At 55.8% G+C, this 26107-nt stretch carries 24 protein-coding genes and 1 pseudogene; 17 read left to right on the top strand and 8 right to left on the bottom strand.

Going from position 1 to position 26107, the window contains the following annotated elements:
- Nucleotides 1–142 precede the first annotated feature (142 nt).
- Nucleotides 143–2164 (top strand): NADPH-dependent 2,4-dienoyl-CoA reductase, encoded by a 2022-nt coding sequence (locus tag ACOTYN_RS07565; protein ID WP_032635479.1) that lies wholly within the window; start codon nucleotides 143–145, stop codon nucleotides 2162–2164.
- Between the two features lie 82 nt (nucleotides 2165–2246).
- Here the strand turns inward: ACOTYN_RS07565 and rlmG are convergent, their stop codons facing one another.
- Nucleotides 2247–3383 carry a 23S rRNA (guanine(1835)-N(2))-methyltransferase RlmG gene (gene rlmG / locus ACOTYN_RS07570; protein WP_014885317.1) on the bottom strand — a complete coding sequence of 379 codons (1137 nt, stop codon included), beginning with the start codon at nucleotides 3381–3383 and terminating at the stop codon, nucleotides 2247–2249.
- A gap of 83 nt (nucleotides 3384–3466) precedes the next feature.
- Here rlmG and ACOTYN_RS07575 point away from each other — a divergent pair, with 83 nt between their 5' ends.
- The 4 genes from ACOTYN_RS07575 (at nucleotide 3467) to sstT (ending at nucleotide 7710) form a co-directional block, all read left to right on the top strand.
- A complete protein-coding gene (locus tag ACOTYN_RS07575; protein ID WP_014885318.1) occupies nucleotides 3467–3970 on the top strand; it encodes a YgjP-like metallopeptidase domain-containing protein in 504 nt (167 codons plus the stop codon).
- A 70-nt stretch (nucleotides 3971–4040) separates the two neighbouring features.
- A complete protein-coding gene (locus ACOTYN_RS07580) occupies nucleotides 4041–5039 on the top strand; it encodes a Gfo/Idh/MocA family protein (RefSeq protein ID WP_014885319.1) in 999 nt (332 codons plus the stop codon).
- Nucleotides 5040–5291: 252 nt separating this feature from the next.
- Nucleotides 5292–6257 carry a TerC family protein gene (locus tag ACOTYN_RS07585; RefSeq protein ID WP_023331359.1) on the top strand — a complete coding sequence of 322 codons (966 nt, stop codon included), beginning with the start codon at nucleotides 5292–5294 and terminating at the stop codon, nucleotides 6255–6257.
- 211 nt (nucleotides 6258–6468) lie between these two features.
- Nucleotides 6469–7710, top strand: a complete 1242-nt coding sequence (gene sstT, locus ACOTYN_RS07590; protein WP_023331360.1) for a serine/threonine transporter SstT — start codon at nucleotides 6469–6471, stop codon at nucleotides 7708–7710.
- Nucleotides 7711–7803: 93 nt separating this feature from the next.
- Here sstT and ACOTYN_RS07595 read toward each other — a convergent pair whose 3' ends face one another.
- The gene (locus tag ACOTYN_RS07595) at nucleotides 7804–9291 is read right to left on the bottom strand and encodes a UxaA family hydrolase (RefSeq protein WP_023337835.1); all 1488 of its coding nucleotides are present in this window, start codon (nucleotides 9289–9291) and stop codon (nucleotides 7804–7806) included.
- Between the two features lie 17 nt (nucleotides 9292–9308).
- Nucleotides 9309–10721 (bottom strand): glucuronate isomerase, encoded by a 1413-nt coding sequence (uxaC, locus tag ACOTYN_RS07600; RefSeq protein ID WP_014885323.1) that lies wholly within the window; start codon nucleotides 10719–10721, stop codon nucleotides 9309–9311.
- 474 nt (nucleotides 10722–11195) lie between these two features.
- Between uxaC and ACOTYN_RS07605 the strand changes: the two genes are divergently transcribed.
- The 11 genes and pseudogenes from ACOTYN_RS07605 (at nucleotide 11196) to ACOTYN_RS07655 (ending at nucleotide 18548) form a co-directional block, all read left to right on the top strand.
- Nucleotides 11196–12494 (top strand): MFS transporter, encoded by a 1299-nt coding sequence (locus ACOTYN_RS07605; protein ID WP_023331362.1) that lies wholly within the window; start codon nucleotides 11196–11198, stop codon nucleotides 12492–12494.
- A gap of 140 nt (nucleotides 12495–12634) precedes the next feature.
- Complete coding sequence (exuR, locus tag ACOTYN_RS07610) at nucleotides 12635–13411, top strand: transcriptional regulator ExuR (protein WP_014885325.1); 777 nt, start codon at nucleotides 12635–12637, stop codon at nucleotides 13409–13411.
- 343 nt (nucleotides 13412–13754) lie between these two features.
- Nucleotides 13755–14417: a DedA family general envelope maintenance protein YqjA gene (gene yqjA / locus ACOTYN_RS07615; RefSeq protein WP_014885326.1), complete on the top strand. Its 663-nt coding sequence runs from the start codon at nucleotides 13755–13757 to the stop codon at nucleotides 14415–14417.
- A gap of 2 nt (nucleotides 14418–14419) precedes the next feature.
- Nucleotides 14420–14803: an EnvZ/OmpR regulon moderator MzrA gene (gene mzrA, locus ACOTYN_RS07620; RefSeq protein WP_047027421.1), complete on the top strand. Its 384-nt coding sequence runs from the start codon at nucleotides 14420–14422 to the stop codon at nucleotides 14801–14803.
- 143 nt (nucleotides 14804–14946) lie between these two features.
- Nucleotides 14947–15316: pseudogene (locus ACOTYN_RS07625) on the top strand (DUF1090 domain-containing protein).
- Nucleotides 15317–15345: 29 nt separating this feature from the next.
- Nucleotides 15346–15651 (top strand): DUF883 family protein, encoded by a 306-nt coding sequence (locus tag ACOTYN_RS07630; RefSeq protein ID WP_008503141.1) that lies wholly within the window; start codon nucleotides 15346–15348, stop codon nucleotides 15649–15651.
- A 1-nt stretch (nucleotide 15652) separates the two neighbouring features.
- Nucleotides 15653–16051 (top strand): phage holin family protein, encoded by a 399-nt coding sequence (locus ACOTYN_RS07635; RefSeq protein WP_014885329.1) that lies wholly within the window; start codon nucleotides 15653–15655, stop codon nucleotides 16049–16051.
- Nucleotides 16048–16344, top strand: a complete 297-nt coding sequence (locus ACOTYN_RS07640; protein ID WP_014885330.1) for a YqjK-like family protein — start codon at nucleotides 16048–16050, stop codon at nucleotides 16342–16344. Before ACOTYN_RS07635 ends, ACOTYN_RS07640 begins: the two co-directional genes overlap by 4 nt.
- A 280-nt stretch (nucleotides 16345–16624) precedes the next feature.
- Complete coding sequence (locus ACOTYN_RS07645) at nucleotides 16625–17017, top strand: DoxX family protein (RefSeq protein ID WP_014885331.1); 393 nt, start codon at nucleotides 16625–16627, stop codon at nucleotides 17015–17017.
- Between the two features lie 71 nt (nucleotides 17018–17088).
- Complete coding sequence (locus ACOTYN_RS07650; protein ID WP_014885332.1) at nucleotides 17089–18075, top strand: glutathione S-transferase family protein; 987 nt, start codon at nucleotides 17089–17091, stop codon at nucleotides 18073–18075.
- A gap of 107 nt (nucleotides 18076–18182) precedes the next feature.
- Nucleotides 18183–18548, top strand: coding sequence for a DUF805 domain-containing protein (locus ACOTYN_RS07655; protein WP_014885333.1), 366 nt, complete (start codon nucleotides 18183–18185; stop codon nucleotides 18546–18548).
- Nucleotides 18549–18589: 41 nt separating this feature from the next.
- Here the strand turns inward: ACOTYN_RS07655 and ACOTYN_RS07660 are convergent, their stop codons facing one another.
- Nucleotides 18590–19492 (bottom strand): LysR family transcriptional regulator, encoded by a 903-nt coding sequence (locus tag ACOTYN_RS07660; RefSeq protein ID WP_014885334.1) that lies wholly within the window; start codon nucleotides 19490–19492, stop codon nucleotides 18590–18592.
- Between the two features lie 104 nt (nucleotides 19493–19596).
- Between ACOTYN_RS07660 and ACOTYN_RS07665 the strand changes: the two genes are divergently transcribed.
- The gene (locus tag ACOTYN_RS07665) at nucleotides 19597–20298 is read left to right on the top strand and encodes a pirin family protein (protein WP_332957700.1); all 702 of its coding nucleotides are present in this window, start codon (nucleotides 19597–19599) and stop codon (nucleotides 20296–20298) included.
- A gap of 39 nt (nucleotides 20299–20337) precedes the next feature.
- On the opposite strand, the gene ACOTYN_RS07670 is transcribed toward ACOTYN_RS07665, so the two are convergent.
- The 4 genes from ACOTYN_RS07670 to pflB all read right to left on the bottom strand — a co-directional run bounded on the left by ACOTYN_RS07670 (nucleotide 20338) and on the right by pflB (nucleotide 26106).
- Nucleotides 20338–21639: a serine dehydratase subunit alpha family protein gene (locus ACOTYN_RS07670; protein ID WP_014885336.1), complete on the bottom strand. Its 1302-nt coding sequence runs from the start codon at nucleotides 21637–21639 to the stop codon at nucleotides 20338–20340.
- Nucleotides 21640–21659: 20 nt separating this feature from the next.
- Entirely contained in the window at nucleotides 21660–22991 is a 1332-nt protein-coding gene (locus ACOTYN_RS07675; protein WP_047027423.1) for an amino acid permease, read from the bottom strand.
- A 260-nt stretch (nucleotides 22992–23251) separates the two neighbouring features.
- Nucleotides 23252–23662, bottom strand: coding sequence for a Spy/CpxP family protein refolding chaperone (locus tag ACOTYN_RS07680; protein ID WP_023338812.1), 411 nt, complete (start codon nucleotides 23660–23662; stop codon nucleotides 23252–23254).
- A gap of 149 nt (nucleotides 23663–23811) precedes the next feature.
- Nucleotides 23812–26106, bottom strand: coding sequence for a formate C-acetyltransferase (gene pflB / locus ACOTYN_RS07685; protein ID WP_071922876.1), 2295 nt, complete (start codon nucleotides 26104–26106; stop codon nucleotides 23812–23814).
- Between the last annotated feature and the right edge of the window lies 1 nt (nucleotide 26107).

Here is a 26107-nt window from a genome sequence, read left to right on the forward strand (position 1 = left end):
AGCCCCGGTAAGCGCAGCGCCACCGGGGAAGTTCTTTGAGATCTATCACAATCATTCGATCCCGCTTTTACCTTTCCGCTGCCGCTGGCTAAATTAGTAACTCATCCGACCACATAACAATAATTTTACACTGGAAGAGACTATGAGCCGCTACCCGTCGTTGTTCGCCCCCCTGGATCTGGGGTTCACCACCCTTAAAAACCGCGTGTTAATGGGCTCGATGCACACTGGGCTGGAAGAGCGTCCGGACGGTGCCGAGCGTCTGGCGGCCTTCTACGCCGAGCGCGCGCGGCATGGCGTGGCGCTGATTGTCACCGGTGGCGTAGCACCTGCGTCTTCAGGCGTGACGATGGAAGGTGGCGCGGTGTTGAACGATGCGAGCCAGCTTGCACATCACCGTATCGTTACCGACGCGGTTCACAAAGAGGGCGGCAAAATCGCCCTGCAAATCCTGCACACCGGGCGCTACAGCTATCAGCCGAAACTGGTCGCGCCGTCGGCCATTCAGGCGCCGATTAACCGCTTCACACCGCATGCCCTCAGCCACGACGAGATCATAGCGCTGATTGACGACTTCGCCCGCTGCGCGGCGCTGGCGCGTGAAGCAGGTTATGACGGCGTCGAAGTTATGGGCTCAGAAGGTTATCTGATCAACGAATTCCTTGCCGCCCGCACTAACCAGCGCGAGGACGAATGGGGCGGCGACTATGTCCGCCGCATGCGCTTTGCCGTTGAAGTTGTGCGCGCGGTGCGCGAACGAACAGGAACAGATTTTATTATCATCTTCCGCCTGTCGATGCTCGACCTGGTGGAGGGCGGCGGGACGTTCGACGAAACCGTGCAGCTGGCGCAGGCGATTGAAGCCGCTGGTGCCACCCTCATTAACACCGGGATTGGCTGGCACGAAGCCCGTATTCCGACCATCGCCACACCGGTGCCGCGCGCGGCATTCAGCTGGGTGACGCGCAAGCTGAAAGGCAAAGTGTCTGTTCCGCTGGTCACCACCAACCGCATTAACGACCCGCAGGTGGCGGACGATGTGATATCGCGCGGCGATGCCGACATGGTGTCGATGGCGCGGCCGTTCCTTGCGGATGCCGAGCTGCTGTCCAAAGCGCAAAGCGGACGCGCGGATGAGATCAACACCTGCATCGGCTGTAACCAGGCCTGCCTGGATCAGATCTTCGTCGGCAAGGTGACCTCCTGCCTCGTCAACCCGCGAGCCTGCCACGAAACTAAAATGCCGATCGTTCCGGCGGCCAGCATAAAACGCCTGGCCGTCGTGGGCGCAGGCCCGGCAGGCCTGGCGTTTGCAGTGAATGCCGCCTCGCGCGGCCACAGCGTGACGCTTTTTGACGCCGCAGGCGAGATTGGCGGGCAGTTTAATATCGCCAAACAGATCCCCGGCAAAGAGGAGTTCTACGAGACCCTGCGCTACTACCGCCGGATGATCGACCTGACGGGCGTCGAGCTCCGGCTCAATCAGTTTGTCAGCGCGGCGGATCTGATCGGTTTTGATGAGGTGATCCTGGCGAGCGGGATCGTACCGCGAACGCCTGCGATCGCAGGTATCGATCATCCAAAAGTGCTGAGCTATCTCGACGTATTGCGTGACAAAGTGCCGGTCGGAAAAAGCGTAGCGATTATCGGCTGCGGCGGAATTGGCTTTGATACCGCCATGTACTTAAGCCAGCCGGGTGAGGCCACCAGCCAGAACATTGCCGAGTTTTGCGTGGAATGGGGTATCGACACCAGCCTGAGCCAGTCCGGCGGCCTGCGTCCGGAAGGACCGCAATTGCCGAAAAGCCCGCGTCAGATTGTGATGCTGCAGCGTAAAGCCAGCAAGCCGGGCGAAGGACTGGGTAAAACCACGGGCTGGATCCACCGGGCAACCCTGCTTTCACGCGGGGTGAAGATGATCCCGGCGGTGAGCTACGAAAAGATCGACGACGAGGGTCTGCACGTTACGATCGGCGGCGAACCGCAGCTGTTGCGCGTGGATCATGTGATTTTGTGTGCCGGGCAGGAGCCGAGAAGGGATCTGGCGGATCCGCTGCGAGAAGCCGGAAGAACGGTGCATTTGATTGGCGGATGCGATGTGGCGATGGAGCTGGACGCACGGCGGGCGATTGCACAGGGGACGAAGCTGGCATTAGCGATTTGATTTCTTGCCCGGTGGCGCTGCGCTTACCGGGCCTACAAAACCGTAGGCCTGTGCAAGCGCAGCGCCGCCAGGCAAAACAACCTTAACGACGACGCCCCAGCTTCACCGCCTTCAGCACCACAAACTTGTTGTTCGTCGCGATGGTGACGCAGTTGCCGAAAATTTTCTTCAGCTTGTGGAAGTAGTCCAGGTGGCGGTTCGCCACGATATACAGCTCGCCGTTGATTTTCAGACAGCGGCGCGCGTGGTGGAACATCTCCCAGGCGACGTTATCCGTCAGAGCATGCTTCTGATGGAACGGCGGGTTACAGAACACGGCGTTGAAGCGGAACGGCTCCACGCCGGAGAGCGCGTTGTTGATCATAAACTCGCAGCGATCCAGCGCCTCTGGCAGGTTAGTTTCCACGTTCAGACGGCTGGAGGCCACCGCCATTGGCGATTCGTCGCTAAACACCACGCTGGCGTCCGGGTTTTTCGCCAGCAGCGTCAGGCCAATCACACCGTTCCCGCAGCCCAGGTCGACGATCTCCCCTTCCAGATTTTCCGGCAGATGTTCCATAAAGAAGCGTGCGCCGATATCCAGGCCGGTACGGGAGAAGACGTTTGCATGGTTGTGGATGGTCCAGTCGGTGCCTTCCAGCTTCCAGCTCAGCGTCTCTGGCGCGTCGGCCAGCTCCGGTGCGCTAAACGTACAGTTGATCAGGCGCGCTTTTTTCCAGGCAAGCGTAGTGGTGGTTGGACCGAGGACTTTCTCGAACAGCTCCAGCGTCGACGTGTGGATATCGCGTGCCTTGGCACCCGCGATAATACGGGTTTCTGGCGTGACGACTTTTCGCAGCGCGCGCAGCTGTTGCTCCAGCAGCGCCATGGTTTTTGGCACTTTGATCAGCACTACACCCGGCGCCTGCGGGTACTCCGCGGTGCTGTCGAGGAACTTCACGCTGGATTCGTCGATTTCGTTATGGCGCAGGTTTTCACGCGTCGCCAGCTCGCTTAAGTAAGAATCGCCGATGCTGTAAGGTTTGTGCTCCGCCAGCGCGCAGCCCAGCGCGCCGAATGCATCATTCAGGATCAGAACCGGCCCGAGGATTTCGGTATCATCCAACTGCTGCAGCAGATACTCATCCGCCGCTTCCCACGCCTGAAGCGGGTTAACGTCGTCCGTTTCCGGGAAACGTTTAAGGTTGAGTGAACGGAAACCGTTGTCTAAGTGGCTCATCGGCCCTCCTGAATGGTAAAATTTGGCGTATCCCTGAAAAGGGTGCGTGAGTATACCCGTTTTATTGTCGATTTGGGGCGTTGATGAACCAACTTACTTATCTCCAGGGCTACCCGGAGCATTTACTTTCTCAGGTTCGCAGCCTGATTGCCGAGCAGAAGCTGGGCGCGGTGCTGGAAAAACGCTACCCCGGTACGCACGATTTCACGACCGATAAAGCCCTCTGGCAGTATACGCAGGATCTGAAAAGCCGGTATCTGAAGAGCGCGCCGCCGATCAACAAGGTGATGTACGACAACAAAATCCACGTTCTGAAAAACGCGCTCGGCCTGCACACCGCTATCTCCCGCGTGCAGGGCGGCAAGCTGAAAGCCAAAGCCGAGATCCGCGTGGCGACGGTTTTCCGTAACGCACCGGAAGCCTTTCTGCGGATGATCGTGGTCCATGAGCTGGCGCACCTGAAAGAGAAAGAGCACGACAAAGCGTTCTATTCCCTGTGCTGCCACATGGAGCCGCAGTACCACCAGCTGGAGTTTGATACCCGGCTGTGGCTGACGCATTTATCGTTAAAGAGTAATGCGCAGTAACGCACGCGAATTGTCATGATGACGTGCTACAGTGGTTAAAGGTTCCCCGCTACGGAGTACGTAAACGTTTATGATACGTTTCGCAGTCATTGGAACGAACTGGATCACGCGCCAGTTCGTCGACGCCGCCCACGAAACCGGCAAACTTAAACTCACCGCAGTCTATTCCCGCAGCCTTGAGCAGGCGCAGAGTTTTGCGAATGATTACCTCGTCGAGCATCTCTTCACCTCTCTCGACGAGATGGCGCAAAGCGACGCCATAGACGCGGTGTATATCGCCAGCCCGAATTCCCTGCACTTCCCCCAAACGAAGCTGTTTCTCAGCCATAAAAAGCATGTGATTTGCGAGAAGCCGCTGGCGTCGAATATCCAGGAAGTGGAAGCCGCCATCGCGCTTGCCCGCGAAAACCAGGTGGTGCTGTTCGAAGCGTTCAAAACGGCCAGCCTGCCGAATTTCCTGCTATTGCAGCAGTCGCTGCCGAAAATAGGCAAAGTGCGTAAAGCCTTCATCAACTATTGCCAGTACTCGTCGCGCTATCAGCGTTATCTGGACGGCGAGAACCCCAATACCTTTAACCCGGCCTTCTCTAACGGCTCGATTATGGATATCGGTTTTTACTGCCTGGCCTCTGCAATCGCGCTGTGGGGCGAGCCGCACGGCGTCACGGCCACGGCCAGCCTGCTGGAAAGCGGTGTGGATGCGCACGGCGTCGTGGTGCTGGATTACGGCGATTTCAGCGTCACGCTGCAGCACTCTAAAGTCAGTGATTCTGTGCTGCCGAGCGAAATTCAGGGCGAAGCCGGGTCGCTGGTGATTGAGAAGATCTCCGAGTGTCAGAAAGTGAGCTTTGTGCCGCGCGGCGGTAAAGCGCAGGAGCTGACGCAGCCTCAGCATATTAACACTATGCTCTATGAGGCAGAGGTCTTCGCCCGTCTCGTGGAAGACAACGAAGTGAATCACCCGGGCCTCGCGGTGAGCCGCACCACGGCGAAGCTGCAAACGGAGATCCGCCGTCAGACCGGCGTGGTGTTCCCGGCAGACGGCGTGGGCGCAGAGGCTATCGCGTAAAGCTGTGTAATGAAAAGGCGCAGACCATTGACGAAACCGATGGTCTGACATATTTTGTTACCTGCAAAGGGGAGTAACTTCTTCGCCGGTGGATCGTCATTACGATGCGTGCAAAATCGCATCCGGTCGCCGGGCAACCTTCGTGGTTGTAAGTGAGACCTTGCCGGAAGGCGAGGTCTATGCATAAAAAGCTAACGGCTATCGTCTTCTGACCATAGCCGTTTTTGTTTTTTTATGTGTAAGGAAAATAGTATGCATTCTGTCGGCACTCCAATGTTGTGGGGCGGATTCGCGGTTGTCGTGCTCATCATGCTGGCGATCGACCTCTTTTTGCAGGGGCGTCGCGGTGAGCACGGCATGTCCATAAAGCAGGCCGCCGTCTGGTCCCTGGTATGGGTCACCCTCTCTCTGCTCTTCTGTGCTGCCTTCTGGTGGTACCTGGCCTCAACCGAAGGCCGTGCGGTGGCCGATCCTCAGGCGCTCGCCTTCCTCACCGGCTATTTGATTGAAAAAGCCCTCGCGGTCGATAACGTCTTCGTCTGGCTGATGCTGTTCAGTTACTTTGCCGTGCCTGCGTCACTGCAGCGCCGTGTGCTGGTCTATGGCGTGCTGGGTGCGATTATCCTGCGTACGATCATGATCTTCGCCGGTAGCTGGCTGATTACGCAGTTCGAATGGCTGCTGTACGTCTTCGGCGCGTTCCTGCTGTTCACCGGGGTCAAAATGGCGCTGGCGAAGGAAGATGAAACCGGTATTGGCGAAAAGCCGCTGGTCAAGTGGATCCGCAGCCACCTGCGCATGACGGATAAGATCGAGAGCGAGCACTTCTTCGTGCGCAAGAACGGTCTGCTGTTTGCCACCCCGCTGCTGCTGGTGCTGATTCTGGTTGAGCTGAGCGACGTGATTTTCGCCGTAGACAGCATTCCGGCCATCTTTGCGGTGACGACAGATCCGTTCATCGTCCTGACCTCTAACCTGTTCGCGATCCTTGGCCTGCGCGCCATGTACTTCCTGCTGGCAGGTGCCGCAGAGCGCTTCTCGATGCTGAAGTATGGCCTGTCGGTGATCCTCGTGTTCATCGGTATCAAGATGCTGATCGTCGATTTCTACCATATCCCGATCGCTATCTCGCTCGGCGTGGTGTTCGGCATTCTGATCGTGACGCTGATTATCAATACCTGGGTTAACCGCCAGCACGATAAGAAGCAGCAGGTTTAGTGCGTTTTGCCGGGTAAGCGCAGCGCCACCCGGCACTTCCGTTAACCAATAGTTAAAAAACATGACGCAACACGTAAAATCCAGCATTTTACTCTTCCGCCTTGCCCTGCTTTCCCTGATACTCAACCAGGCAAACAAATACTTACATCCGGACATAAATGTGACTTAGAGCACATACAGGATGGAACGCAATTTCACTCAGGAATAACGTATGAGCACACAATCAAGCGGTCTGTTCGCGCGCCTGGCGCAGGGCAGCCTCGTTAAACAAATTCTCGTCGGGTTGGTACTGGGCATTCTGCTGGCAATGGTGTCAAAACCCGCTGCAGAAGCCACCGGGCTTCTCGGCACCCTCTTTGTTGGCGCCCTGAAGGCCGTCGCACCGGTTCTGGTTCTGATGCTGGTCATGGCCTCCATTGCCAACCACCAGCACGGACAAAAAACCAACATTCGCCCTATTCTGTTCCTGTATCTTCTGGGAACCTTCTCCGCTGCCTTAACGGCCGTGGTATTTAGCTTCCTGTTCCCGTCTACGCTGCACCTGACCAGCGCGGCCGGTGACATCACACCGCCGTCCGGCATTGTGGAAGTGCTGCGCGGTCTGCTGATGAGCATGGTATCCAACCCCATCACGGCGCTGATGAACGCGAACTACATCGGCATCCTGGTCTGGGCGATTGGTCTGGGCTTCGCGCTGCGTCACGGCAACGAGACCACGAAAAATCTGGTCAACGATTTATCGAATGCCGTCACCTTTATGGTGAAACTGGTGATTCGTTTTGCGCCAATCGGTATTTTCGGGCTGGTCTCCTCCACGCTGGCCACCACCGGTTTCGACGCGCTGTGGGGCTACGCGCAGCTGCTGGTTGTTCTGGTCGGCTGTATGCTGCTGGTGGCGCTGGTGATCAACCCGCTGCTGGTGTTCTGGCAGATCCGCCGCAACCCGTATCCACTGGTGCTAACCTGCCTGCGTGAGAGCGGGGTGTATGCCTTCTTCACCCGCAGCTCTGCGGCAAATATCCCGGTTAACATGGCGCTGGCGGAGAAGCTGAATCTGGACCGCGATACCTATTCCGTGTCGATCCCGCTGGGTGCGACCGTGAACATGGCGGGCGCGGCAATCACCATCACCGTGCTGACCCTGGCAGCGGTACATACCTTAGGTGTTCCGGTCGATCTACCAACGGCGCTGCTGCTGAGCGTGGTGGCTTCTCTGTGTGCCTGTGGCGCGTCCGGCGTGGCGGGTGGCTCGCTGCTGCTGATCCCACTGGCATGTAACATGTTCGGTATCCCGAACGAGATCGCCATGCAGGTTGTGGCCGTCGGCTTTATCATCGGCGTATTGCAGGACTCCTGCGAAACGGCGCTGAACTCCTCCACCGATGTGCTGTTCACCGCAGCGGCCTGTCAGGCGGAAGACGCGCGTTTAGCGAAGAACGCTCTGCGAGGTTAACAGCAAAGCGGCAACCTCTGGTTGCCGCTTTTAATGTTTTCACCCTCTCCCCGTGGGAGAGGGCCGGGGTGAGGGCACCAGCCCGCACTCAACCTAAAGCGTCACACCACTCTTAAAGATCGCCAGCTCGCGAAAATCGTTCTTCTCATTGCAGGTCTGTCTGCCGCTGGCAAACGCCACGATGGCGTCCACGAACTCCGTCAGCAGCTGCGGCATCGCTTTGCCGTGAATCAGCTGGCCTGCGTCGAAATCAATCCAGTGCTTTTTCTTCGCCGCCAGCTCGCTGTTGGTCGCGATTTTGACCGTCGGCACAAAGCCACCGTACGGCGTGCCGCGACCGGTACTGAACAGCACCATGTGGCAGCCAGCCCCCGCCAGCGCGCTGGTGGCGACCGCATCGTTACCCGGTGCGCTCAGCAGGTTCAGACCGTGGGTTTTCAGGCGCTCGCCGTAACGCAGGACGTCCACGACCTGGCTTGCCCCCGCTTTCTGGGTACAACCGAGGGATTTCTCTTCAAGCGTCGTGATCCCGCCCGCTTTGTTACCCGGCGACGGGTTCTCATAAATCGGCTGATTATGGGCGATGAAGTACTGTTTGAAGTCGTTCACCATGGTGACGGTCTTCTCAAACGTCTCTTCGTCGCGGCAGTGGCTCATCAGAATGCGCTCTGCGCCGAACATTTCCGGCACCTCGGTCAGCACCGTTGTGCCGCCGTTAGCGATCACGTAATCCGAGAAGCGGCCCAGCATCGGGTTCGCCGTGATGCCGGACAGGCCATCGGACCCGCCGCACTCCAGACCAAACTTCAGCTCGCTTAGCTTGCCCGGCTGGCGTTTATCGTGGCGCATCACCTCGTACAGCTGGTGCAGATGTTCCACGCCCGCCTCCACTTCGTCATCCTGGTGCTGACATACCATAAAATGAACGCGCGCCGGGTCAAATTCGCCCAGCGTGTCGCGGAAGGCATCGACCTGGTTGTTTTCACAGCCGAGGCCAATCACCAGCACCGCTCCCGCGTTAGGGTGGCGCACCATGTTTTGCAGCATGGTGCGGGTGTTGATATGGTCGTCGCCGAGCTGCGAACAGCCGTAGGTATGGCTGAAGAGATGTACGCCGTCGGTACCTTCAGCATCGTGAGTTTCTTTCAGAAAACGCGTCTGGATCTGGCGTGCAATGCCGTTCACGCAGCCGACGGTTGGAAGGATCCACAGCTCGTTGCGGATCCCCACCTCACCGTTCGCACGACGGTAGATCTGCACGTCCCGATCCGCCGCCTGCTCTTCTTCCGACTGAAAATCAGGTTGATAGCTGTACTCGTCAAGATCGCTCAGATTTGTGCGGGTGTTGTGGGAATGAATATATTCACCCGGCGCAATATCCGCCAGTGCATGACCGATGGGCAAGCCGTACTTCACCACGTTCTCCCCTTTCGCAATGGGGATCAGGGCAAACTTGTGTCCACGCCCAACGGCCTGGCGTAACGTCACCGACTGGTTGTTGAAGGTCACTTCCGTCCCTTCGGTTAAATCTGCCAGCGCGACGGCAACGTTATCCAGCGAATGGATTTTGATGTATTGCATATCAACCTCAGACGGCCTTAGTTCAGTTCAATGGCGAAGTAGTCACGCGCATTGTTAAAGCAGATGTTTTTCACCATGTCGCCCAGCAGCTGGATATCGGCTGGCGCTTCGCCTGCGTGAACCCAACGGCCAATCATCTGGCACAAAATGCGGCGGAAATATTCATGGCGCGTATAGGACAGGAAGCTGCGGCTGTCAGTCAGCATGCCGACAAAGCGGCTCAGCAGGCCAAGCTGTGCCAGCTGCGTCATCTGACGCTCCATGCCATCTTTCTGGTCGTTGAACCACCAGCCGGAACCGAACTGCATCTTGCCCGGCATCCCTTCGCCCTGGAAGTTGCCAATCATGGTGCCCAGCACTTCGTTATCGCGCGGGTTCAGGCAGTACAGGATGGTTTTGGGCAGCAGGTTTTGTTCGTTCTGTTTGCTCAGCAGTTTAGATAACTCTTCCGCCAGCGGGCGATCGTTGATGGAGTCGAAGCCCACGTCAGCACCGAGCAGTTTGAACTGACGCTGGTTGTTGTTGCGCAGCGCGCCGATGTGGTACTGCTGTACCCAGCCGCGACGGGCGTATTCCGCACCGAGGAACACCAGCACCGCCGTTTTAAACTGCGCCACGTCGTGCTCGTTAAGCGTTTCACCCGAGAGACGACGCGCCAGAATGCTGTCCAGCTCGGCTTCGCTGGCGTCCGCAAACAGCACCACGTCAAGCGCATGGTCAGAGACTTTACAGCCATGTGCCGCAAAGTGATCCAGACGTTTGGTCAGCGCGGTTTGCAGATCGGCGAAACGGCGGATATCGGTATCGGACACCTCGGCCAGCTTCGCCATGTAATCGTTGAAGGTGGCCTGTTCGATGTTGAAAGCTTTGTCCGGGCGCCAGCTTGGCAACACTTTAATATCGAAAGAGGTATCTTTCGCCACGACAGCGTGATGTTCCAGGGAGTCAATGGGATCGTCGGTGGTACCCACCATCTTCACGTTCATCTGCTTCATGATACCGCGTGCGGAGAAATTATCCTGCGCCAGCAGTTCGTTGCACTGGTCCCAGATTTCATCCGCAGTGGCAGGTGAAAGCAGTTTTCCGGTGATGCCAAACGGACGGCGCAGTTCCAGATGGGTCCAGTGAAAGAGCGGGTTGCCGATGGTGTGTGGAACGGTCGCGGCCCAGGCGTCAAACTTCTCGCGGTCGCTGGCGTCGCCGGTACACAGGCGCTCAGCCACACCGTTGGTGCGCATCGCACGCCATTTATAGTGGTCACCCTTCAGCCAGATGTCATACAGGTTTTTGAAACGGTAATTTTCGGCAACCTGCTGCGGCGGCAAGTGGCAGTGGTAGTCGAAAATCGGCTGGTCTTTGGCATAGTCATGGTACAGACGGCGAGCAAATTCGGTATCTAGCAGAAAATCGTCGGTCATAAACGGCGTCATTATCGTCATCCTCATTACGGGAGCGTCAGAAAGCGTATGTTCATATGCTGCAAAGTTATCACACCAATTTCCATCGGCAGACGTTTTTTTCGTGAGTAAGATCAATAAACGCCAACAAATAAATCCCCCTGAATGACGTAAACTCTTCTCTACCCCGCGCCAGTACTGGCTTCATCCGCAAAGCAGAATGCCCACACAAATAATCATACATTTGTGATGTCACTCACCTTTTAAAGTTGTATAACAAGTTATCTTTTCGCCGTCGCAAACCATAAGCCGACGGAATGCATTGCCGGTGTGAAACATCGGATTTAACGGTACGGATACCGACTGAAAGACGCTTACTGATGGCAAAGTTCGGGCCGTTCCGGAAACACCTTCCGGCTACGCCCCTCCCGTTACACAGCTGCTCCCGGAAACGGTTGAGAGGTTGCCGTGCTCTGGCACGGAAATAACATAACGATGAGGTTTTAGATGCGTAAAATTAAAGGGTTACGTTGGTATATGATCGCACTGGTGACGCTGGGCACCGTGCTGGGCTACCTGACGCGTAACACCATAGCGGCGGCGGCGCCTACGCTAATGGAAGAGCTGCACATTTCAACCCAGCAATATTCCTACATCATTGCGGCCTACTCCGCGGCTTATACCATTATGCAGCCGGTTGCTGGCTATGTTCTGGATATTTTAGGCACCAAAATCGGCTATGCCTTCTTCGCCGTCACCTGGGCCATTTTCTGTGGCGCAACGGCGCTGGCAGGCAGCTGGGGCGGGCTCGCGCTTGCGCGTGGTGCAGTAGGTGCCGCCGAAGCGGCAATGATCCCGGCAGGGCTGAAAGCCAGCTCCGAATGGTTCCCGGCGAAAGAGCGTTCCATTGCTGTCGGATACTTCAACGTGGGGTCGTCGATTGGCGCGATGATTGCACCGCCGCTGGTGGTGTGGGCTATCGTGATGCACAGCTGGCAGCTGGCGTTCATTATCTCAGGCGTGCTGAGCTTCGCATGGGCAATGGCGTGGCTGATTTTCTACAAGCATCCGCGCGACCAGAAAAAACTCTCCGAAGAAGAACGCGAATACATTATTGGCGGTCAGGAAGCGCAGCATCAGGTCAACAACGGCAAGAAACTGTCCGTCTGGCAGATCCTGGGCACCCGTCAGTTCTGGGGTATTGCCCTGCCGCGCTTCCTCGCTGAGCCTGCCTGGGGGACGTTCAACGCGTGGATCCCGCTGTTCATGTTTAAAGTCTACGGCTTTAACCTGAAAGAGATCGCGATGTTCGCCTGGATGCCGATGCTGTTCGCCGATCTGGGCTGTATCGTGGGTGGCTATCTTCCTCCGCTGTTCCAGCGCTGGTTTGGTGTGAACCTGATTGTCTCCCGTAAAATGGTCGTGACCATGGGCGCACTGCTGATGATTGGACCGGGGATGATTGGCCTGTTCACCAGCCCTTACGTGGCTATCGCGCTGCTGTGCGTTGGCGGTTTTGCTCACCAGTCACTTTCCGGCGCGCTGATTACGCTCTCGTCTGACGTCTTCGGCCGTAATGAAGTCGCCACCGCTAACGGCCTGACCGGGATGGCGGCATGGACTGCAAGTACGCTGTTTGCGCTGGTAGTGGGTGCCCTGGCAGACACCATCGGCTTTAGCCCGCTGTTCGCCGTGCTGGCCGTCTTCGACCTGATGGGTGCGGTAGTGATCTGGACGGTACTGAAAAACAAATCCGCCGAGGAGCTGCAGAAAGAGACGCTCGGGAAACCGGCCACGCAGAGTTAGCATCGCTGTGCCGGGTGGCGGCTTCGCCTTACCCGGCATTTAAAGGCCGCTCCGTAGCGGCTTTTTTCATGTCAAAATCTGGAGAGTGGCACGCAGAAGTGGTATAACAAATCATCTGCCGTACCCTGCCTGGAGCGCATATGGACATCACCGAACCACGTCGTTTATATCAACAACTTGCTGCGGAGCTGAAAGATCGCATCGAGCAAGGAGTCTATCTTGTCGGTGATAAACTTCCCGCCGAGCGTTTCATTGCCGATGAAAAAAGCGTGAGCCGTACCGTCGTGCGTGAAGCCATTATCATGCTGGAAGTGGAAGGCTATGTTGAGGTCCGCAAAGGCTCCGGTATTCATGTGATTTCCAATCAGCCTAAACACTCTCCGGTAACGGATGAAAGTCTGGAATTCGCCAGCTATGGTCCGTTTGAGCTGCTCCAGGCTCGCCAGTTAATCGAAAGCAATATTGCCGAATTTGCCGCGACGCAGGTGACCAAGCAGGACATCATGAAGTTAATGGAAATCCAGGAGAACGCCCGCAAAGAAAAATGTTTCCGGGATTCTGAGTGGGACCTGCAGTTTCACGTCCAGGTTGCGCTGGCAACCCAGAATACGGCGCTGGCGGCAATCGTTGAGAAAATGTGGACTCAGCGCGTTCACAACCCTTACTGGAAAAAACTGCACGATCATATCGATTCCCGCACCGTCGACAACTGGTGTGACGATCATGATCAAATCCTTAAGGCGCTGATTCGTAAAGATCCTCACGCGGCAAAACTGGCGATGTGGCAACATCTGGAAAACACCAAGCAGATGCTGTTCAATGAAACCAGCGACGACTTCGAATTTAACGCAGACCGCTACCTTTTTGCTGATAATCCAGTGGTTCATCTTGATACGGCACCCAGTGCCGCAAAATAGATGACCTTTCTGCTGGCAGGCGCTTCGCTGCGCCTTCCGGCTTAAGTGGGTAAGCAAAACATATATAGTGTCAGCCTTTGTAAATCCCCTCGCTCACTTCCAGGGCTTACGCCAAAATCACCTCACCCTGCAAATTCTGTGACGCAGAACGTTGGGCTTTGTTACAATTGGATTCACTTCGTTATTTTGTAAGTTAGTGCTTGCTAACCAGCCAATTAACAGGGAACAGTGTTGGCCACACCGCAATGTGTCCGCGAGCGACCATAATGAAATCACAACAATGTCGCCGTACTGTTTGTCCCGGCTAACAGGCGTGACGTTAACCGATTTCCAGGAACACTGAATGGAACTTTTGACTCAACTACTGCAAGCCCTCTGGGCGCAGGATTTTGAAACGCTGGCCAACCCTTCCATGATTGGCATGCTCTATTTTGTCTTATTTATGATCCTGTTCCTGGAGAATGGTTTGCTGCCTGCGGCCTTCTTACCGGGTGACAGTTTGCTGGTGCTTGTCGGTGTGCTGTGTGCCAAAGGGGCAATGGCATTCCCGCAAACCGTTTTATTACTGACCATCGCGGCCAGCCTCGGCTGCTGGGTAAGTTATATCCAGGGAAGGTGGCTGGGCAATACCCGGATCGTACAGAACTGGCTTTCTCATCTGCCGGCGCATTACCACCAGCGGGCGCATCACCTTTTCCATAAGCACGGGCTTTCCGCACTGCTGATGGGCCGCTTTATTGCCTTTGTGCGCACCCTGCTGCCCACCATTGCCGGGCTGTCCGGGTTGAGCAGCACGCGCTTCCAGTTCTTTAACTGGATGAGCGGCCTGCTGTGGGTGCTGATCCTGACGACGCTGGGCTATGCGCTGGGTAAAACGCCGGTCTTCATGAAATATGAAGATCAGCTGATGTCTTGTCTGATGCTGCTTCCAGTGGTTCTGCTGGTCTTCGGCCTGATTGGCTCGCTGGTCGTTCTGTGGAAGAAAAAGTACGGAGCGCGAGGTTAACGATGGTTATCTCTCCCCTCGCCCTGCGCCGTTCTGCCTGTGCATTCATTGTACTGATGTTCCTCTGCGCCCTTCTGCTGGCCTGGAGCGCGCTTTCACATCAGGAATCTACGCTGGCCATTCGTCCGGTTAATCAGGGCGCCAGCGTGCCCGACGGTTTCTCTGTCTGGCATCATCTGGACGCGAACGGGATCCGCTTTAAAAGCATTACGCCGAAAGACGATGTGCTACTGATCAAGTTTGACTCCCGCACGCAAAGCGCCGCGGCGAAAGCGGTTCTTGACCGTACGCTGCCGCGTGGGTATATCATTGCCCAGCAGGAAGATGACAACCAGCCAGCGGCGTGGCTGTCATTGATTCGCGATACGTCGCATCGGTTTGGATAATTACCAGGATTCCGAATCTTTTCACTCACTTTGGTGAATCCCCCGTTTACTTACTATGCTTAAGTACGCGGAGCACCCCTCGAATGTACTCCGCATCATTCTGGAAAGCGGCTTACGCCGCAACACAATGGAAGGTTTCGATAATGAAATTCCGCATGACTCTGGCTCTGGCCCTTTTTTCTTTAAGCACAGCGACCTTCGCCAACTCTCTCTGTCAGGAGAAAGAACAGGATATTCAGCGTGAGATCGGTTATGCCGAAAAGCATAACAATCAGCACCGTGTTGATGGTCTTAAAAAAAGCGCTGAGCGAAGTGAAAGCAAACTGTACAGACAGCAAGCTACGTGCCGATCATCAGAAAAAAATCGCTGAACAGAAGGACGAGATAGCCGAGCGCCGTCAAGACCTGCAGGAAGCGAAAGAGAAAGGGGATGCGGAAAAAATTGCTAAGCGCGAGAAGAAGTTGAAAGAAGCGCAGGACGACCTGAAAGCGCTGGAAGCTCGCGATTATTGAGTTAACGGAAATCTCAACAGGAGAGAATCATGTCAAAAGATACGACGTCTGAACATCTGCGCGCTGAACTGAAATCCCTGGCCGATACCCTTGAAGAGGTGTTGAACTCTTCCGCCGACAAGTCGAAAGAAGAAGTGAGCAAGCTGCGTAGCAAAGCGGAGCAGGCACTGAAAGAGAGCCGCTACCGCCTGGGTGAAACCGGTGATGCACTGGCAAAACAGACCCGTGAAGCGGCGGCTCGCGCGGACGAATATGTGCGCGATAATCCATGGACGGGGGTAGGTATTGGTGCCGCAGTCGGTGTGGTACTGGGTGTTCTTCTGACGCGTCGTTGATATGGAAGATCCTCGTCACGCACAAGGGCCTGCTAACAACGTCCTCGGCATCGGTCAGCGTATTTTAACTACGCTGGTCGGGATTGCCGAAACGCGCGTCCGGCTGGCAGTGGTCGAGCTGGAAGAGGAGAAAGCAAATCTCTTCCAGATGCTGCTGATGCTCGGCCTGACCATGCTCTTCGCCGCGTTTGGTCTGATGAGCCTGATGGTGTTAATCATCTGGGCCATTGATCCGCAGTATCGACTCAACGCGATGATTGCCACCACCGTCGTTTTGCTGGTCGCCGCGTTGATTGGCGGCATCTGGACGCTGCGCAAAGCACGCAAGTCGACTTTCCTGCGCCATACGCGTCAGGAGCTGGCTAACGATCGCGCCCTGCTGGAGGATGACAAGCCGTGAGCGATAAAGCCGAACGTCAGAAGCGCAAAGCCTACCTGTTGAGTCAGATCCAGCAGCAACGGCTGGATCTTTCTGCCAGCCGTCGCGACTGGATTGACGCGACGCGGCGGTTTGACCGTGGCTGGAATACCTTTCTGAGCCTGCGTTCATGGGCGCTGGTCGGCAGTAGCGTAATGGCTATCTGGACGGTTCGTCATCCAAATATGCTCATCCGCTGGGCACGCCGCGGTTTTGGTGCCTGGAGCGCCTGGCGTCTGGTGAAAGCGACGTTGCGTCAGCAGCAGTTGAGGTAGCCTTCTCGCCGGGTGGCGGCTTCGAGGTAAAAGCAAAACGGTAACTCAGGTTACCGTTTTTTGTTTTTGCGCCCTCTCCCCGTGGGAGAGGGTTGGGGTGAGGGCACCAGCGCGCACTTCTTTTTACTCAATATCTTTGAAGAAGATTGACAGTTTTCCTTGCTAACAATTGTCACCCGCCCCGTTTATTATCCTCTCCATCGACAGCAAATCCGCGGTATCTACCCGGAATTGCACACAAATAAAGTTCAGCCGCTGATGTGGTTTCCTGGAGAGTAAAATGAAAAAATTAGAAGATGTTGGTGTACTGGTAGCGCGTATTCTGATGCCAATCCTGTTTATCGTAGCGGGTTGGGGAAAAATCACCGGTTATGCGGGTACCCAGCAGTACATGGAAGCCATGGGCGTGCCGGGGTTCCTGCTGCCTCTGACCATTCTGCTTGAGTTCGGCGGCGGCCTGGCGGTTCTGTTCGGTTTCCTGACCCGTACCACCGCGCTGTTTACCGCGGGCTTCACCGTGCTGACAGCGTTCATCTTCCACAGCAACTTTGCGGAAGGCGTGAACTCTCTGATGTTCATGAAAAACCTGACCATCGCGGGTGGCTTCCTGCTGCTGGCAGTCACTGGCCCGGGCGCATACAGCATCGACCGCCTTCTGAATAAGAAGTGGTAAGCACGCTATACTGAATAAACACAAAGCGAGGAGACATCTCCTCGCTTTTGCTATCTGACGGAGGAGAAAAAATGGGACAACTCGTAGACGGCGTCTGGCAGGATGTCTGGTATGACACAAAATCCACCGGAGGACGCTTTAAGCGCTCTGTTTCGGCCTTCCGTAACTGGCTGACCGCCGATGGCGCACCTGGCCCGAGCGGTGAAGGCGGCTTCGCGGCCGAGAAAGATCGTTATCATCTTTATGTTTCTCTGGCCTGCCCGTGGGCACACCGCACGCTGATTGTGCGCAAACTTAAAGGCCTTGAATCCCTCATTCCGGTTTCGGTGGTCAACCCGCTGATGCTGGAAAACGGCTGGACGTTTGACAGTGATTTCCCCGCCGCGACCGGCGACGATCTTTACCACCACGATTTCCTCTACCAGCTTTATTTGCGCGCCGATCCGCACTACACCGGACGCGTTACTGTCCCGGTACTGTGGGACAAGAAAAACCAGACGATTGTCAGCAACGAATCTGCGGAAATCATCCGCATGTTTAATACCGCGTTTGATGCACACGGCGCCCGCGCCGGGGACTACTACCCGGTTGAGCTGCGCGATAAAATTGACGAGCTGAACAGCTGGATCTACGACAACGTCAACAACGGTGTCTATAAAGCCGGGTTTGCGACCAGCCAGGAAGCCTATGACGACGCGGTCGGGAAAGTGTTTGAATCCCTGGAGCGTCTGGAGCAGATCCTCGGCCAGCATCGCTATCTGACAGGCGACCGCCTGACGGAAGCCGATATTCGTCTGTGGACCACGCTGGTGCGCTTTGATCCGGTCTATGTCACTCACTTTAAGTGCGACAAGCATCGTATCAGTGACTATCTGAACCTGTATGGTTTCCTGCGCGACATCTACCAGATGCCGGGCATTGCCGAAACGGTCGACTTCGACCATATCCGCACCCACTATTTCCGCAGCCACAAGACCATTAATCCGACGGGCATTATCTCCATCGGCCCGTGGCAGGATCTGGATGAGCCGCACGGTCGCGACGTGCGTTTTGGATAAATATCAAGGGCATCACCAGATGCCCTTTTTTAATTCACAATCTCCATCTATCCTTATCTCGATCGCTTAAAAAACAAGTGATTGACCGATTATTGAGGCAAGGAAAAATGGACTGGTATTTAAACGTACTGCGCAACTATATTGGATTTGGTGGCCGCGCCCGCCGCAAAGAGTACTGGATGTTCATTCTGGTGAACTTCATCTTCGCGCTGGTGCTAAGCATCGTGGATAAAATTCTGGGCTGGGAGTGGGCGAGCGGGGAAGGCGTTCTCACCTCAATTTACGGCTTATTTATTCTGTTGCCTTCCTGGGCCGTGCAGTTTCGACGCCTCCACGATACCGATCGTTCGGCGTGGTGGCTGTTGCTGCTGCTGATCCCGATCGTGGGATGGATTGTGATTTTGATCTTCAACTGCCAGTCCGGTACGCCGGGCGAAAACCGCTTTGGTCCGGATCCTAAGATCGCTGCGTAAATTATTGCCCGGTGGCGCTTACGCTTACCGGGCCTACACGCTTATTTGTTGTGGTGCGCAAAGAGTTTGGGTATTTCGCGCAGGCACCACGATTTGGCTTCGCCCATGCTGTCGCGACGCCAGGCCATAATAATGTCCACTTCGCTGGTGTACTCCGGGCTCACAACGCGCAGACGCCCTTCCGCAATATCTTTTTCCACAAACGGATACGGCATGGTTGCCACGCCAAGCCCGGCCAGCAGCGCCTGTCGTTTGTCTTCCAGTGAAGTGACCGTCAGACGAGGCTGTTTATCCAGCAACTGCACCGTCAGCACCGGACGTTCACGCGCGGTATCAGCGACCGCCACGCCGCGATACTTCACGCGCGTCACCTCAGAGAGCGGCTCTGGCTCCTGGTGAATCGGGTGATTGGGTGCGGCAACGTAAACGTTCATCACGCTGTAGAGCTTGCGCGAGTTGATTTCCGACGACGAGCGGAAGTGCATATCCGGCGCAATAACGATATCCGCCCTGCCCGTCTCCAGGCGCTCCCACGCGCCTGCCAGCACTTCGGTAATGATCGACAGCTGCGTGTTCGCTTTATCAGCCAGACGGTCAACCAGCGGGAACAGCGCTTCAGTAGGCACCAGCGCTTCGGTCACTAACGTCAGATGGGTTTCCCAACCGCGCGCCAGCGCTTCGGCATCGGTCGTTAACTTATCCGCCGCTTCCAGCAACACGCGACCGCGCTCCAGCAGCATTCGGCCCACGTTGGTGAATTTTGTTCGATGACCGGAGCGGTCAAACAGCACCACGTCCAGCTCCTCTTCCAGCTTCTGCATGGTGTAACTCAGCGCCGACGGAACGCGCCCCAGTTCATCAGCGGCTGCCGCAAAACTGCCGCGCCGGTCAATCGCGTCCATGACGCGAAGCGCCTCAAGCGTCAATGCTCTCTCTTTAGCCATCTCGTTCTCATTCAGGAAATTTGAACATACCGGGCAGAATATCTGGCTAACAATGCAGCGTCCATACCTTTACCATTGTTTTAGTGTAAAGAGAGGTCAAGTTTATGATTACGACAAGAACAGCTAAACAGTGCGGACAAGCCGATTTCGGCTGGCTGCAGGCCCGCTACACCTTTTCTTTTGGACACTACTTTGACCCTAAACTCCTCGGTTACGCTTCATTACGCGTGTTGAACCAGGAAGTGCTCGCCCCTGGCGCGTCCTTCCAGCCGCGTACGTACCCGAAAGTCGATATCCTGAACCTGATCCTGGAAGGCGAGGCAGAATACCGCGATAGCGAGGGCAATCATGTCCAGGCAAAGGCTGGCGAAGCGTTGTTAATTTCCACGCAGCCGGGCATCAGTTACAGCGAGCATAACCTCAGCAAAGATAAAACGCTGACCCGTATGCAGTTGTGGCTGGACGCCTGCCCTGAGCGGGAAAATCCGCCGGTACAAAAGGTAGATTTAACGGGCGATAAGCAGCAGCTGATTGCGTCGCCTGATGGCAGCAAAGGCAGCCTGCAGCTGCGTCAGCAGGTATGGCTGCATCATATCGAACTGAAGAAAGGTGAGCAGGCGAGCTTCCAGCTTCATGGACCGCGTGCGTATTTACAGTCCATCCACGGTACGGTGCATGCCGTAACGCATACGGAAGAGAAAGAGGCGCTCACCTGTGGTGACGGGGCGTTTATTCGTGATGAAGCGAATATTACCCTGGAGGCCGATACGGCATTGCGGGCGCTACTGATTGATTTGCCGGTGTAATTAACCTTATCCCTCTCCCAAACGGGAGAGGGGTATTCTTTACACCTTACTCGCCATAATCTCGATAATCTGCCGATCCGTTGCCTGCATCGAGCGGCACGCTAGTGCGCACAGATTGGAAATAGACTGTTCCACATCGTGCGCCACAATCCCCTCATTGCCCGTTACGGCAGAATCGTCCAGCGCCATCATGACTGCTTTCCAGGCACTGTTGACGCTGGTGGAGACTTTCATCGCGCAGCTATTGGAGGCGCCATCACAGATCATCCCACTGACATCCCCGATCATACTGCCGATTGCCATCGCAACCGTCTTGTAGCTTCCGTCCATCAGCCACGCCATACCTGCCGCTGCGCCCATTGCCGCCGTCGTTGCTGCACACAATGCGGACAATCGCGGAAGCTGGTAGTGGATATAAATGGCCGACAGATGTGAAAGCATCAGCGCCCGCGCCAGCCGCTCGTCGTCAGCCTGAACGTGTTCAGCCACAACAACAACCGGCATAGTCGCGGTGATCCCCTGGTTTCCTGACCCGGAATTACTCATCGCTGGCAGTGTCGCACCGCCCATGCGGGCATCCGAGGCCGCGCTGGTGCGGATAACAATATCTGAACCCAGATCCTGTGCCATCCATCCGCGGGTGCGCTGTTTATCGAGCGTCGCACCAATGTGCAATCCCCATTGCCCGCTGAGCCCTTCGCGTGAGAGCGCATCGTTCAAACGCCCGGCATCAAGGATAAACCGGATCGCATCGAACGGGACCTGCTCGACAAACTCCAGGATCTGCGAAAGCGTCGTGGTTGACAGCACCGCCAGGGGGTCACTCCCTGCCTCTGCCTGTTGATCGTCCAGCCTGAAGCGCGTTTCGCCCTGACACACCACCTCCACAACACGGGTATGCCCGCCCGCGATAGTCACCATCGCCGAGGCATCACCGGCGTATACACAGGCCCGTGAATAGAGAATCTCTTCGCACGGTTCCTGAAGTTTCACCTGCACCTGACCGGCATTCAGCAGCGCTTTAGCCCGTACCAGCGCATCCGCGCTGGCATCTTTCAGTACCTCCAGCCCCGCCTGCGCATTACCACCGATGGCGCCCAGCGCCGCCGCAATCGGCAACCCGACCATTCCGGTACCCGGCACCGTTACGCCCAGCCCGTTCTTCATCAGGTTCGGCGATACCCACGCCTCAATCTGTGTTACGTCGCCTGACAGGTGCTCTGCGGCAATTGCACAAGCCAGCGCCAGAGAAACGGGTTCGGTGCACCCCAGTGCAGGTTTAACTTCTTCCTGCACCACGCGAATAAATTGATTCCATAAAGGATGAGTTTGCTCAGACATCGTTACGACCTTAATTACCCTCAGGAGAATGCGAGGAAAGGAGAAACACAAAGCAGCAGCCCGGTGATAACAATAATCACCAGCGACACGCCTTTATATTTATGCAGTGCTGGCACTTTATAGACCAGCCATGCAGGGATCAGGCAGCCCACCATGCCGAAGATAGGGCTACAAATGGAGGTGAAGCTCAATACCGGCGCGTTTAAGACAATCGCGCTCCAGGCCAGCAGAATGGCGAATAACATGATGCCGCGCTGGACGGTGCTTTCATTGATTTTCTCTGTTGGCATTTTGCGGCGCAGGACGTTCATCACGATCCCCTGCGTGGCCTCACGAAAGCCCAGATAGACGCCGAAGAATGCCGTCATCACGGCAAAGATATTGAGAATTACGCTGACGATTTTGACCCAGCCCGCACCGTCGCCGCTGATAAATTGCGCCGCGATCGCCAGGGCAGAGATATTCTGTTCGTAGGCTTTGACCGCTTCGTCGTGTCCCATTGCCAGGGTGAAAGAGACAGCGTAAAAGAAGACCGTCACAAACAGTACGCCAAAAGCGATATTCATTGCCCGCAATGCTTTGTGTCGCGCCACTTCAACGGACTTTTCCCGTGAGCGGTACGAGATAACCATCGGGCTTAAAGTCTGAATAAACAGAATGGAGGTTAAGGTAAAGGGCAACGTAATAATGGCGTTTTTAATCAGCAGACCCACCGGTGGCAGCATGCCCACATTGGCTAAATGCCAGAGGCCAATCATCGACAGCCCCAGCGCGGCAACCACGAATAGTTTGGTCAGCACCATCAGGCTGGAGACCTTAAACAGCAGCTTTTCACCGCGTGAAGAAATGGCGACCAGAATGCAGATCAGGAATAAACCGTAGAACGGACTGTCAGACAACAACCCGTCGGTCACACCGAAAGTATGCAAATACGATGCGCTGTCGTTGGTGATGGCAGTGGAATAAACAAACATCCAGATCACCAGCATCACGAAATAGAGCGCACCTAATAGGATGCCCCAGTTTTTACCTAAGTAACCGCTAATTACGCTTGGATAGTCTTTGCATTCCGGAGACTCCGCCAGCGTATTAATAAACAAACGCTGGAACAGATACATGGCCGGATAACCAATAATCGACGAGAGCAAAAAGACCCACAATCCCATTAATCCAACCTGCACAGGGAGAAAAACAATCCCCGCGCCAATAGCCATCCCGATACTCATGATGACCCACCCCGTGTCGGTGCTGTCGAATTTAATCGCTTCTCGCCACTCGCTTTCACTCATTCCCGCCCGCCTTGCCGCAGGGGAATCATTCACAATCACACTGCTGTTTGTTGCCGTATCCATTGGGTACTCGCTTATTTTGTAGGGTAAACAGTTGTTTTTATTAGATTCCGATCGCCAGCGATTGCGAGTCAGAGAATGCAGGTGTGTGTTATTGGTGTGGGAAGATCATATCCGGAGCGAGGGAGAAAAAAGTCACAAGTTTTATGGGGATTTTCAAAGACTGGAGGAAAAATTTCCTTTTTTAATTCTTTAAATGCATAACTTTTCTAAAAGTGACGACGATCAAGAAATAAAAACCCGCGCCGTGCGCGGGTAGGAAATCACTCAGCCAGCGCGTTAGCCATATCGGTTTTGACCTGCTTACGCTGCTCCGGCGTCAGCACCTGGCTGACGTCAAAGTAATATTTCACTCGGTAGTAGCGCGCCTGCTGCTCAATCTTACTGAAGGCAGATAGCTGGCTTTTCACCGTGCTTTCGTCCCATTTACCCGCCTGGAACATGTCGATCAGCGCGCCGTCCTTCACGCCCGTCATTGGGATCTTGCTGACGTTTTGCTCCAGTTGCTGATGCAACTCTTTAATCTTATTAATCTGCTCATTGCTGAGCTTCAGGTGCTGTACCAGCGGATCCTGCGATGGAGACGGGGCTGCCTCAACGTTCGCGGCCTGCGCGGTAAAACTGCACACCGCCAACGACGCTGCAATCAAAGCAATACGGGTCATTTTCATCATCTTACTGTCCTTACATTTTGTTATTGGGAAAAGCAGGAACATTGTTTTTCAAGAGCGGATGAATATGTGTGAGTAATTATATAAACAATTTTGTATGTTTAGCGGGCAAAAAAGTGCCCCCTGCGTTGAGGGGGCATGTGAACACACTTTTAGATAGATTGAGTAAACGTCCTCGACATCACATCCTGCTGCTGCTCGCGCGTCAGGGCATTAAAGCGCACGGCATAGCCTGAAACACGAATGGTCAAATTCGGGTAATTTTCCGGATGCGCAATGGCGTCCAGCAGCATTTCCCGGTTCATTACGTTGACGTTCAGGTGCTGCCCGCCCTCAATGGCCGCTTCATGGTGGAAGTACCCGTCCAGCAGCCCCACCAGGTTGGTTTTGCGCACCAGCTCATCTTTGCCCAGCGCCTGCGGCACGATAGAGAAGGTGTAGGAGATCCCGTCCTTCGCATAGGTGAACGGCAGCTTGGCCACCGACGTCAGCGAGGCCACCGCCCCTTTTCTGTCACGGCCATGCATCGGGTTCGCGCCAGGAGCAAATGGCGTGCCGCCGCGGCGACCATCCGGCGTATTCCCGGTCTTCTGGCCGTAAACCACGTTGGAGGTAATAGTCAGAATAGACTGGGTCGGCACCGCATTGCGATAGGTTGGCAGCGCCTGAATTTTCTTCATAAAACGCTCAACCAGGTCGCAGGCGATGCTGTCCACGCGGTCGTCGTTGTTGCCGTACTGCGGATAGTCACCTTCGATGACGAAATCAACCGCCAGACCGGTGTGGTCGCGCACCGGTTTCACCGTGGCGTATTTAATCGCGGAAAGAGAGTCCGCCGCGACCGACAGCCCGGCGATGCCGCAGGCCATGGTGCGATAGACGTCACGGTCATGCAGCGCCATCAGTGAGGCTTCGTAGCTGTACTTATCGTGCATGTAGTGAATGAGATTCAGCGCGCTGATGTACTGCACCGCCAGCCAGTCCATAAAGTGATCGAGGCTGGCCATCACGGTGTCGTAATCCAGCACCTCATCCAGCAATGGCGCGGTTTTCGGGCCGACCTGAATCTTCAGCTTCTCATCCACTCCGCCGTTGATGGCGTACAGCAGCGTTTTCGCGAGGTTGGCGCGGGCGCCAAAGAACTGCATCTGCTTGCCGATCACCATCGGGCTGACGCAGCAGGCAATGGCGTAGTCGTCGCTGTTGAAGTCGACTCGCATCAGATCGTCGTTCTCGTACTGCAGTGAGGAGGTGACAATCGACACCTGCGCGGCATATTTCTTAAACGCAATCGGCAGCTGTTCAGACCAGAGGATCGTCAGATTGGGCTCCGGCGCAGGCCCCATGGTGTGCAGGGTGTGCAAATAGCGGAAGCTGTTTTTGGTGACCAGCGTGCGGCCGTCCAGCCCCGTTCCGCCAATCACTTCCGTCGCCCAGATCGGATCGCCCGAGAAGAGCGTGTCGAACTCCGGCGTGCGCAGGAAGCGGACCATGCGGATCTTCATGATGAAGTGGTCGATCAGCTCCTGCGCCTGCACCTCATTTAGCCGTCCGGCCTGCATGTCGCGCTCAATGTAGATATCGAGGAACGACGCTGTGCGCCCCAGCGACATCGCGCCGCCGTTCTGGGATTTCACCGCCGCCAGGTAGGCAAAGTAGACCCACTGCACCGCTTCCTGCGCGTTCATCGCCGGACGCGAGATATCAAAGCCGTAGTTCGCCGCCATCTGCTGGATCTGGAGCAAAGCACGCTTGTGCTCCGCCAGCTCTTCACGCAGGCGGATCGTCGCTTCGAGATCGTCACCGCGTTCCAGCTTCGGCTGGAGATCCGCAAACTGCAGCTCACGCTCGCGCACCAGATAGGTGATGCCGTACAGCGCCACGCGTCGGTAGTCACCGATGATGCGCCCGCGTCCGTAACCGTCCGGCAGACCGGTCAGCACGCCGGATTTACGGCAGCGCATCATCTCCGGCGAGTAGACGTCAAACACGCCCTGGTTATGGGTTTTACGCAGGTCGGTAAACAGGTATTCAAACTGCGGATCCATCTCGCGGCCATAGGCTTCAAACGAGCTGCGGATCATGTTGATCCCGCCATACGGATGCAGGGCACGCTTGAGCGGTTTATCGGTTTGCAGCCCGACGATCGTCTCCAGATCCTGATCGATATAACCCGGCCCGTGAGCGGTAATGGTGGTGGCAATGTTAGTATCAAAATCTACCGGGGCGTGGGTGGCATTCTCCTGACGAATGCCGACCATCACCTTCTGCCACAGCGCCGTCGTTGCTGGCGTCGCCTGCGCGAGGAAAGCTTCGTCACCTTCATAAGGGGTGTAGTTATGCTGAATAAAATCGCGCACGTTGACGGCGTTTTTCCATTCTTCACCGCGAAAGCCAGCCCATGCGTCGCTGTAGGGCGCGACGCCTGTATCGATTGTTACGTTCATG

Origin of the sequence: Enterobacter cloacae complex sp. IR5458 (assembly GCF_049238025.1) — a bacterium.
Lineage (GTDB): Bacteria > Pseudomonadota > Gammaproteobacteria > Enterobacterales > Enterobacteriaceae > Enterobacter > Enterobacter kobei.

Bases quoted from the DNA above. Each gene is read 5' to 3' on its own strand.
- ACOTYN_RS07565 (WP_032635479.1), top strand. From the start codon at position 143: ATGAGCCGCTACCCGTCGTTGTTCGCCCCCCTGGATCTGGGGTTCACC.
- rlmG (WP_014885317.1), bottom strand. From the start codon at position 3,383: ATGAGCCACTTAGACAACGGTTTCCGTTCACTCAACCTTAAACGTTTC.
- ACOTYN_RS07575 (WP_014885318.1), top strand. From the start codon at position 3,467: ATGAACCAACTTACTTATCTCCAGGGCTACCCGGAGCATTTACTTTCT.
- ACOTYN_RS07580 (WP_014885319.1), top strand. From the start codon at position 4,041: ATGATACGTTTCGCAGTCATTGGAACGAACTGGATCACGCGCCAGTTC.
- ACOTYN_RS07585 (WP_023331359.1), top strand. From the start codon at position 5,292: ATGCATTCTGTCGGCACTCCAATGTTGTGGGGCGGATTCGCGGTTGTC.
- sstT (WP_023331360.1), top strand. From the start codon at position 6,469: ATGAGCACACAATCAAGCGGTCTGTTCGCGCGCCTGGCGCAGGGCAGC.
- ACOTYN_RS07595 (WP_023337835.1), bottom strand. From the start codon at position 9,291: ATGCAATACATCAAAATCCATTCGCTGGATAACGTTGCCGTCGCGCTG.
- uxaC (WP_014885323.1), bottom strand. From the start codon at position 10,721: ATGACGCCGTTTATGACCGACGATTTTCTGCTAGATACCGAATTTGCT.
- ACOTYN_RS07605 (WP_023331362.1), top strand. From the start codon at position 11,196: ATGCGTAAAATTAAAGGGTTACGTTGGTATATGATCGCACTGGTGACG.
- exuR (WP_014885325.1), top strand. From the start codon at position 12,635: ATGGACATCACCGAACCACGTCGTTTATATCAACAACTTGCTGCGGAG.
- yqjA (WP_014885326.1), top strand. From the start codon at position 13,755: ATGGAACTTTTGACTCAACTACTGCAAGCCCTCTGGGCGCAGGATTTT.
- mzrA (WP_047027421.1), top strand. From the start codon at position 14,420: ATGGTTATCTCTCCCCTCGCCCTGCGCCGTTCTGCCTGTGCATTCATT.
- ACOTYN_RS07630 (WP_008503141.1), top strand. From the start codon at position 15,346: ATGTCAAAAGATACGACGTCTGAACATCTGCGCGCTGAACTGAAATCC.
- ACOTYN_RS07635 (WP_014885329.1), top strand. From the start codon at position 15,653: ATGGAAGATCCTCGTCACGCACAAGGGCCTGCTAACAACGTCCTCGGC.
- ACOTYN_RS07645 (WP_014885331.1), top strand. From the start codon at position 16,625: ATGAAAAAATTAGAAGATGTTGGTGTACTGGTAGCGCGTATTCTGATG.
- ACOTYN_RS07650 (WP_014885332.1), top strand. From the start codon at position 17,089: ATGGGACAACTCGTAGACGGCGTCTGGCAGGATGTCTGGTATGACACA.
- ACOTYN_RS07655 (WP_014885333.1), top strand. From the start codon at position 18,183: ATGGACTGGTATTTAAACGTACTGCGCAACTATATTGGATTTGGTGGC.
- ACOTYN_RS07660 (WP_014885334.1), bottom strand. From the start codon at position 19,492: ATGGCTAAAGAGAGAGCATTGACGCTTGAGGCGCTTCGCGTCATGGAC.
- ACOTYN_RS07665 (WP_332957700.1), top strand. From the start codon at position 19,597: ATGATTACGACAAGAACAGCTAAACAGTGCGGACAAGCCGATTTCGGC.
- ACOTYN_RS07670 (WP_014885336.1), bottom strand. From the start codon at position 21,639: ATGTCTGAGCAAACTCATCCTTTATGGAATCAATTTATTCGCGTGGTG.
- ACOTYN_RS07675 (WP_047027423.1), bottom strand. From the start codon at position 22,991: ATGGATACGGCAACAAACAGCAGTGTGATTGTGAATGATTCCCCTGCG.
- ACOTYN_RS07680 (WP_023338812.1), bottom strand. From the start codon at position 23,662: ATGATGAAAATGACCCGTATTGCTTTGATTGCAGCGTCGTTGGCGGTG.
- pflB (WP_071922876.1), bottom strand. From the start codon at position 26,106: ATGAACGTAACAATCGATACAGGCGTCGCGCCCTACAGCGACGCATGG.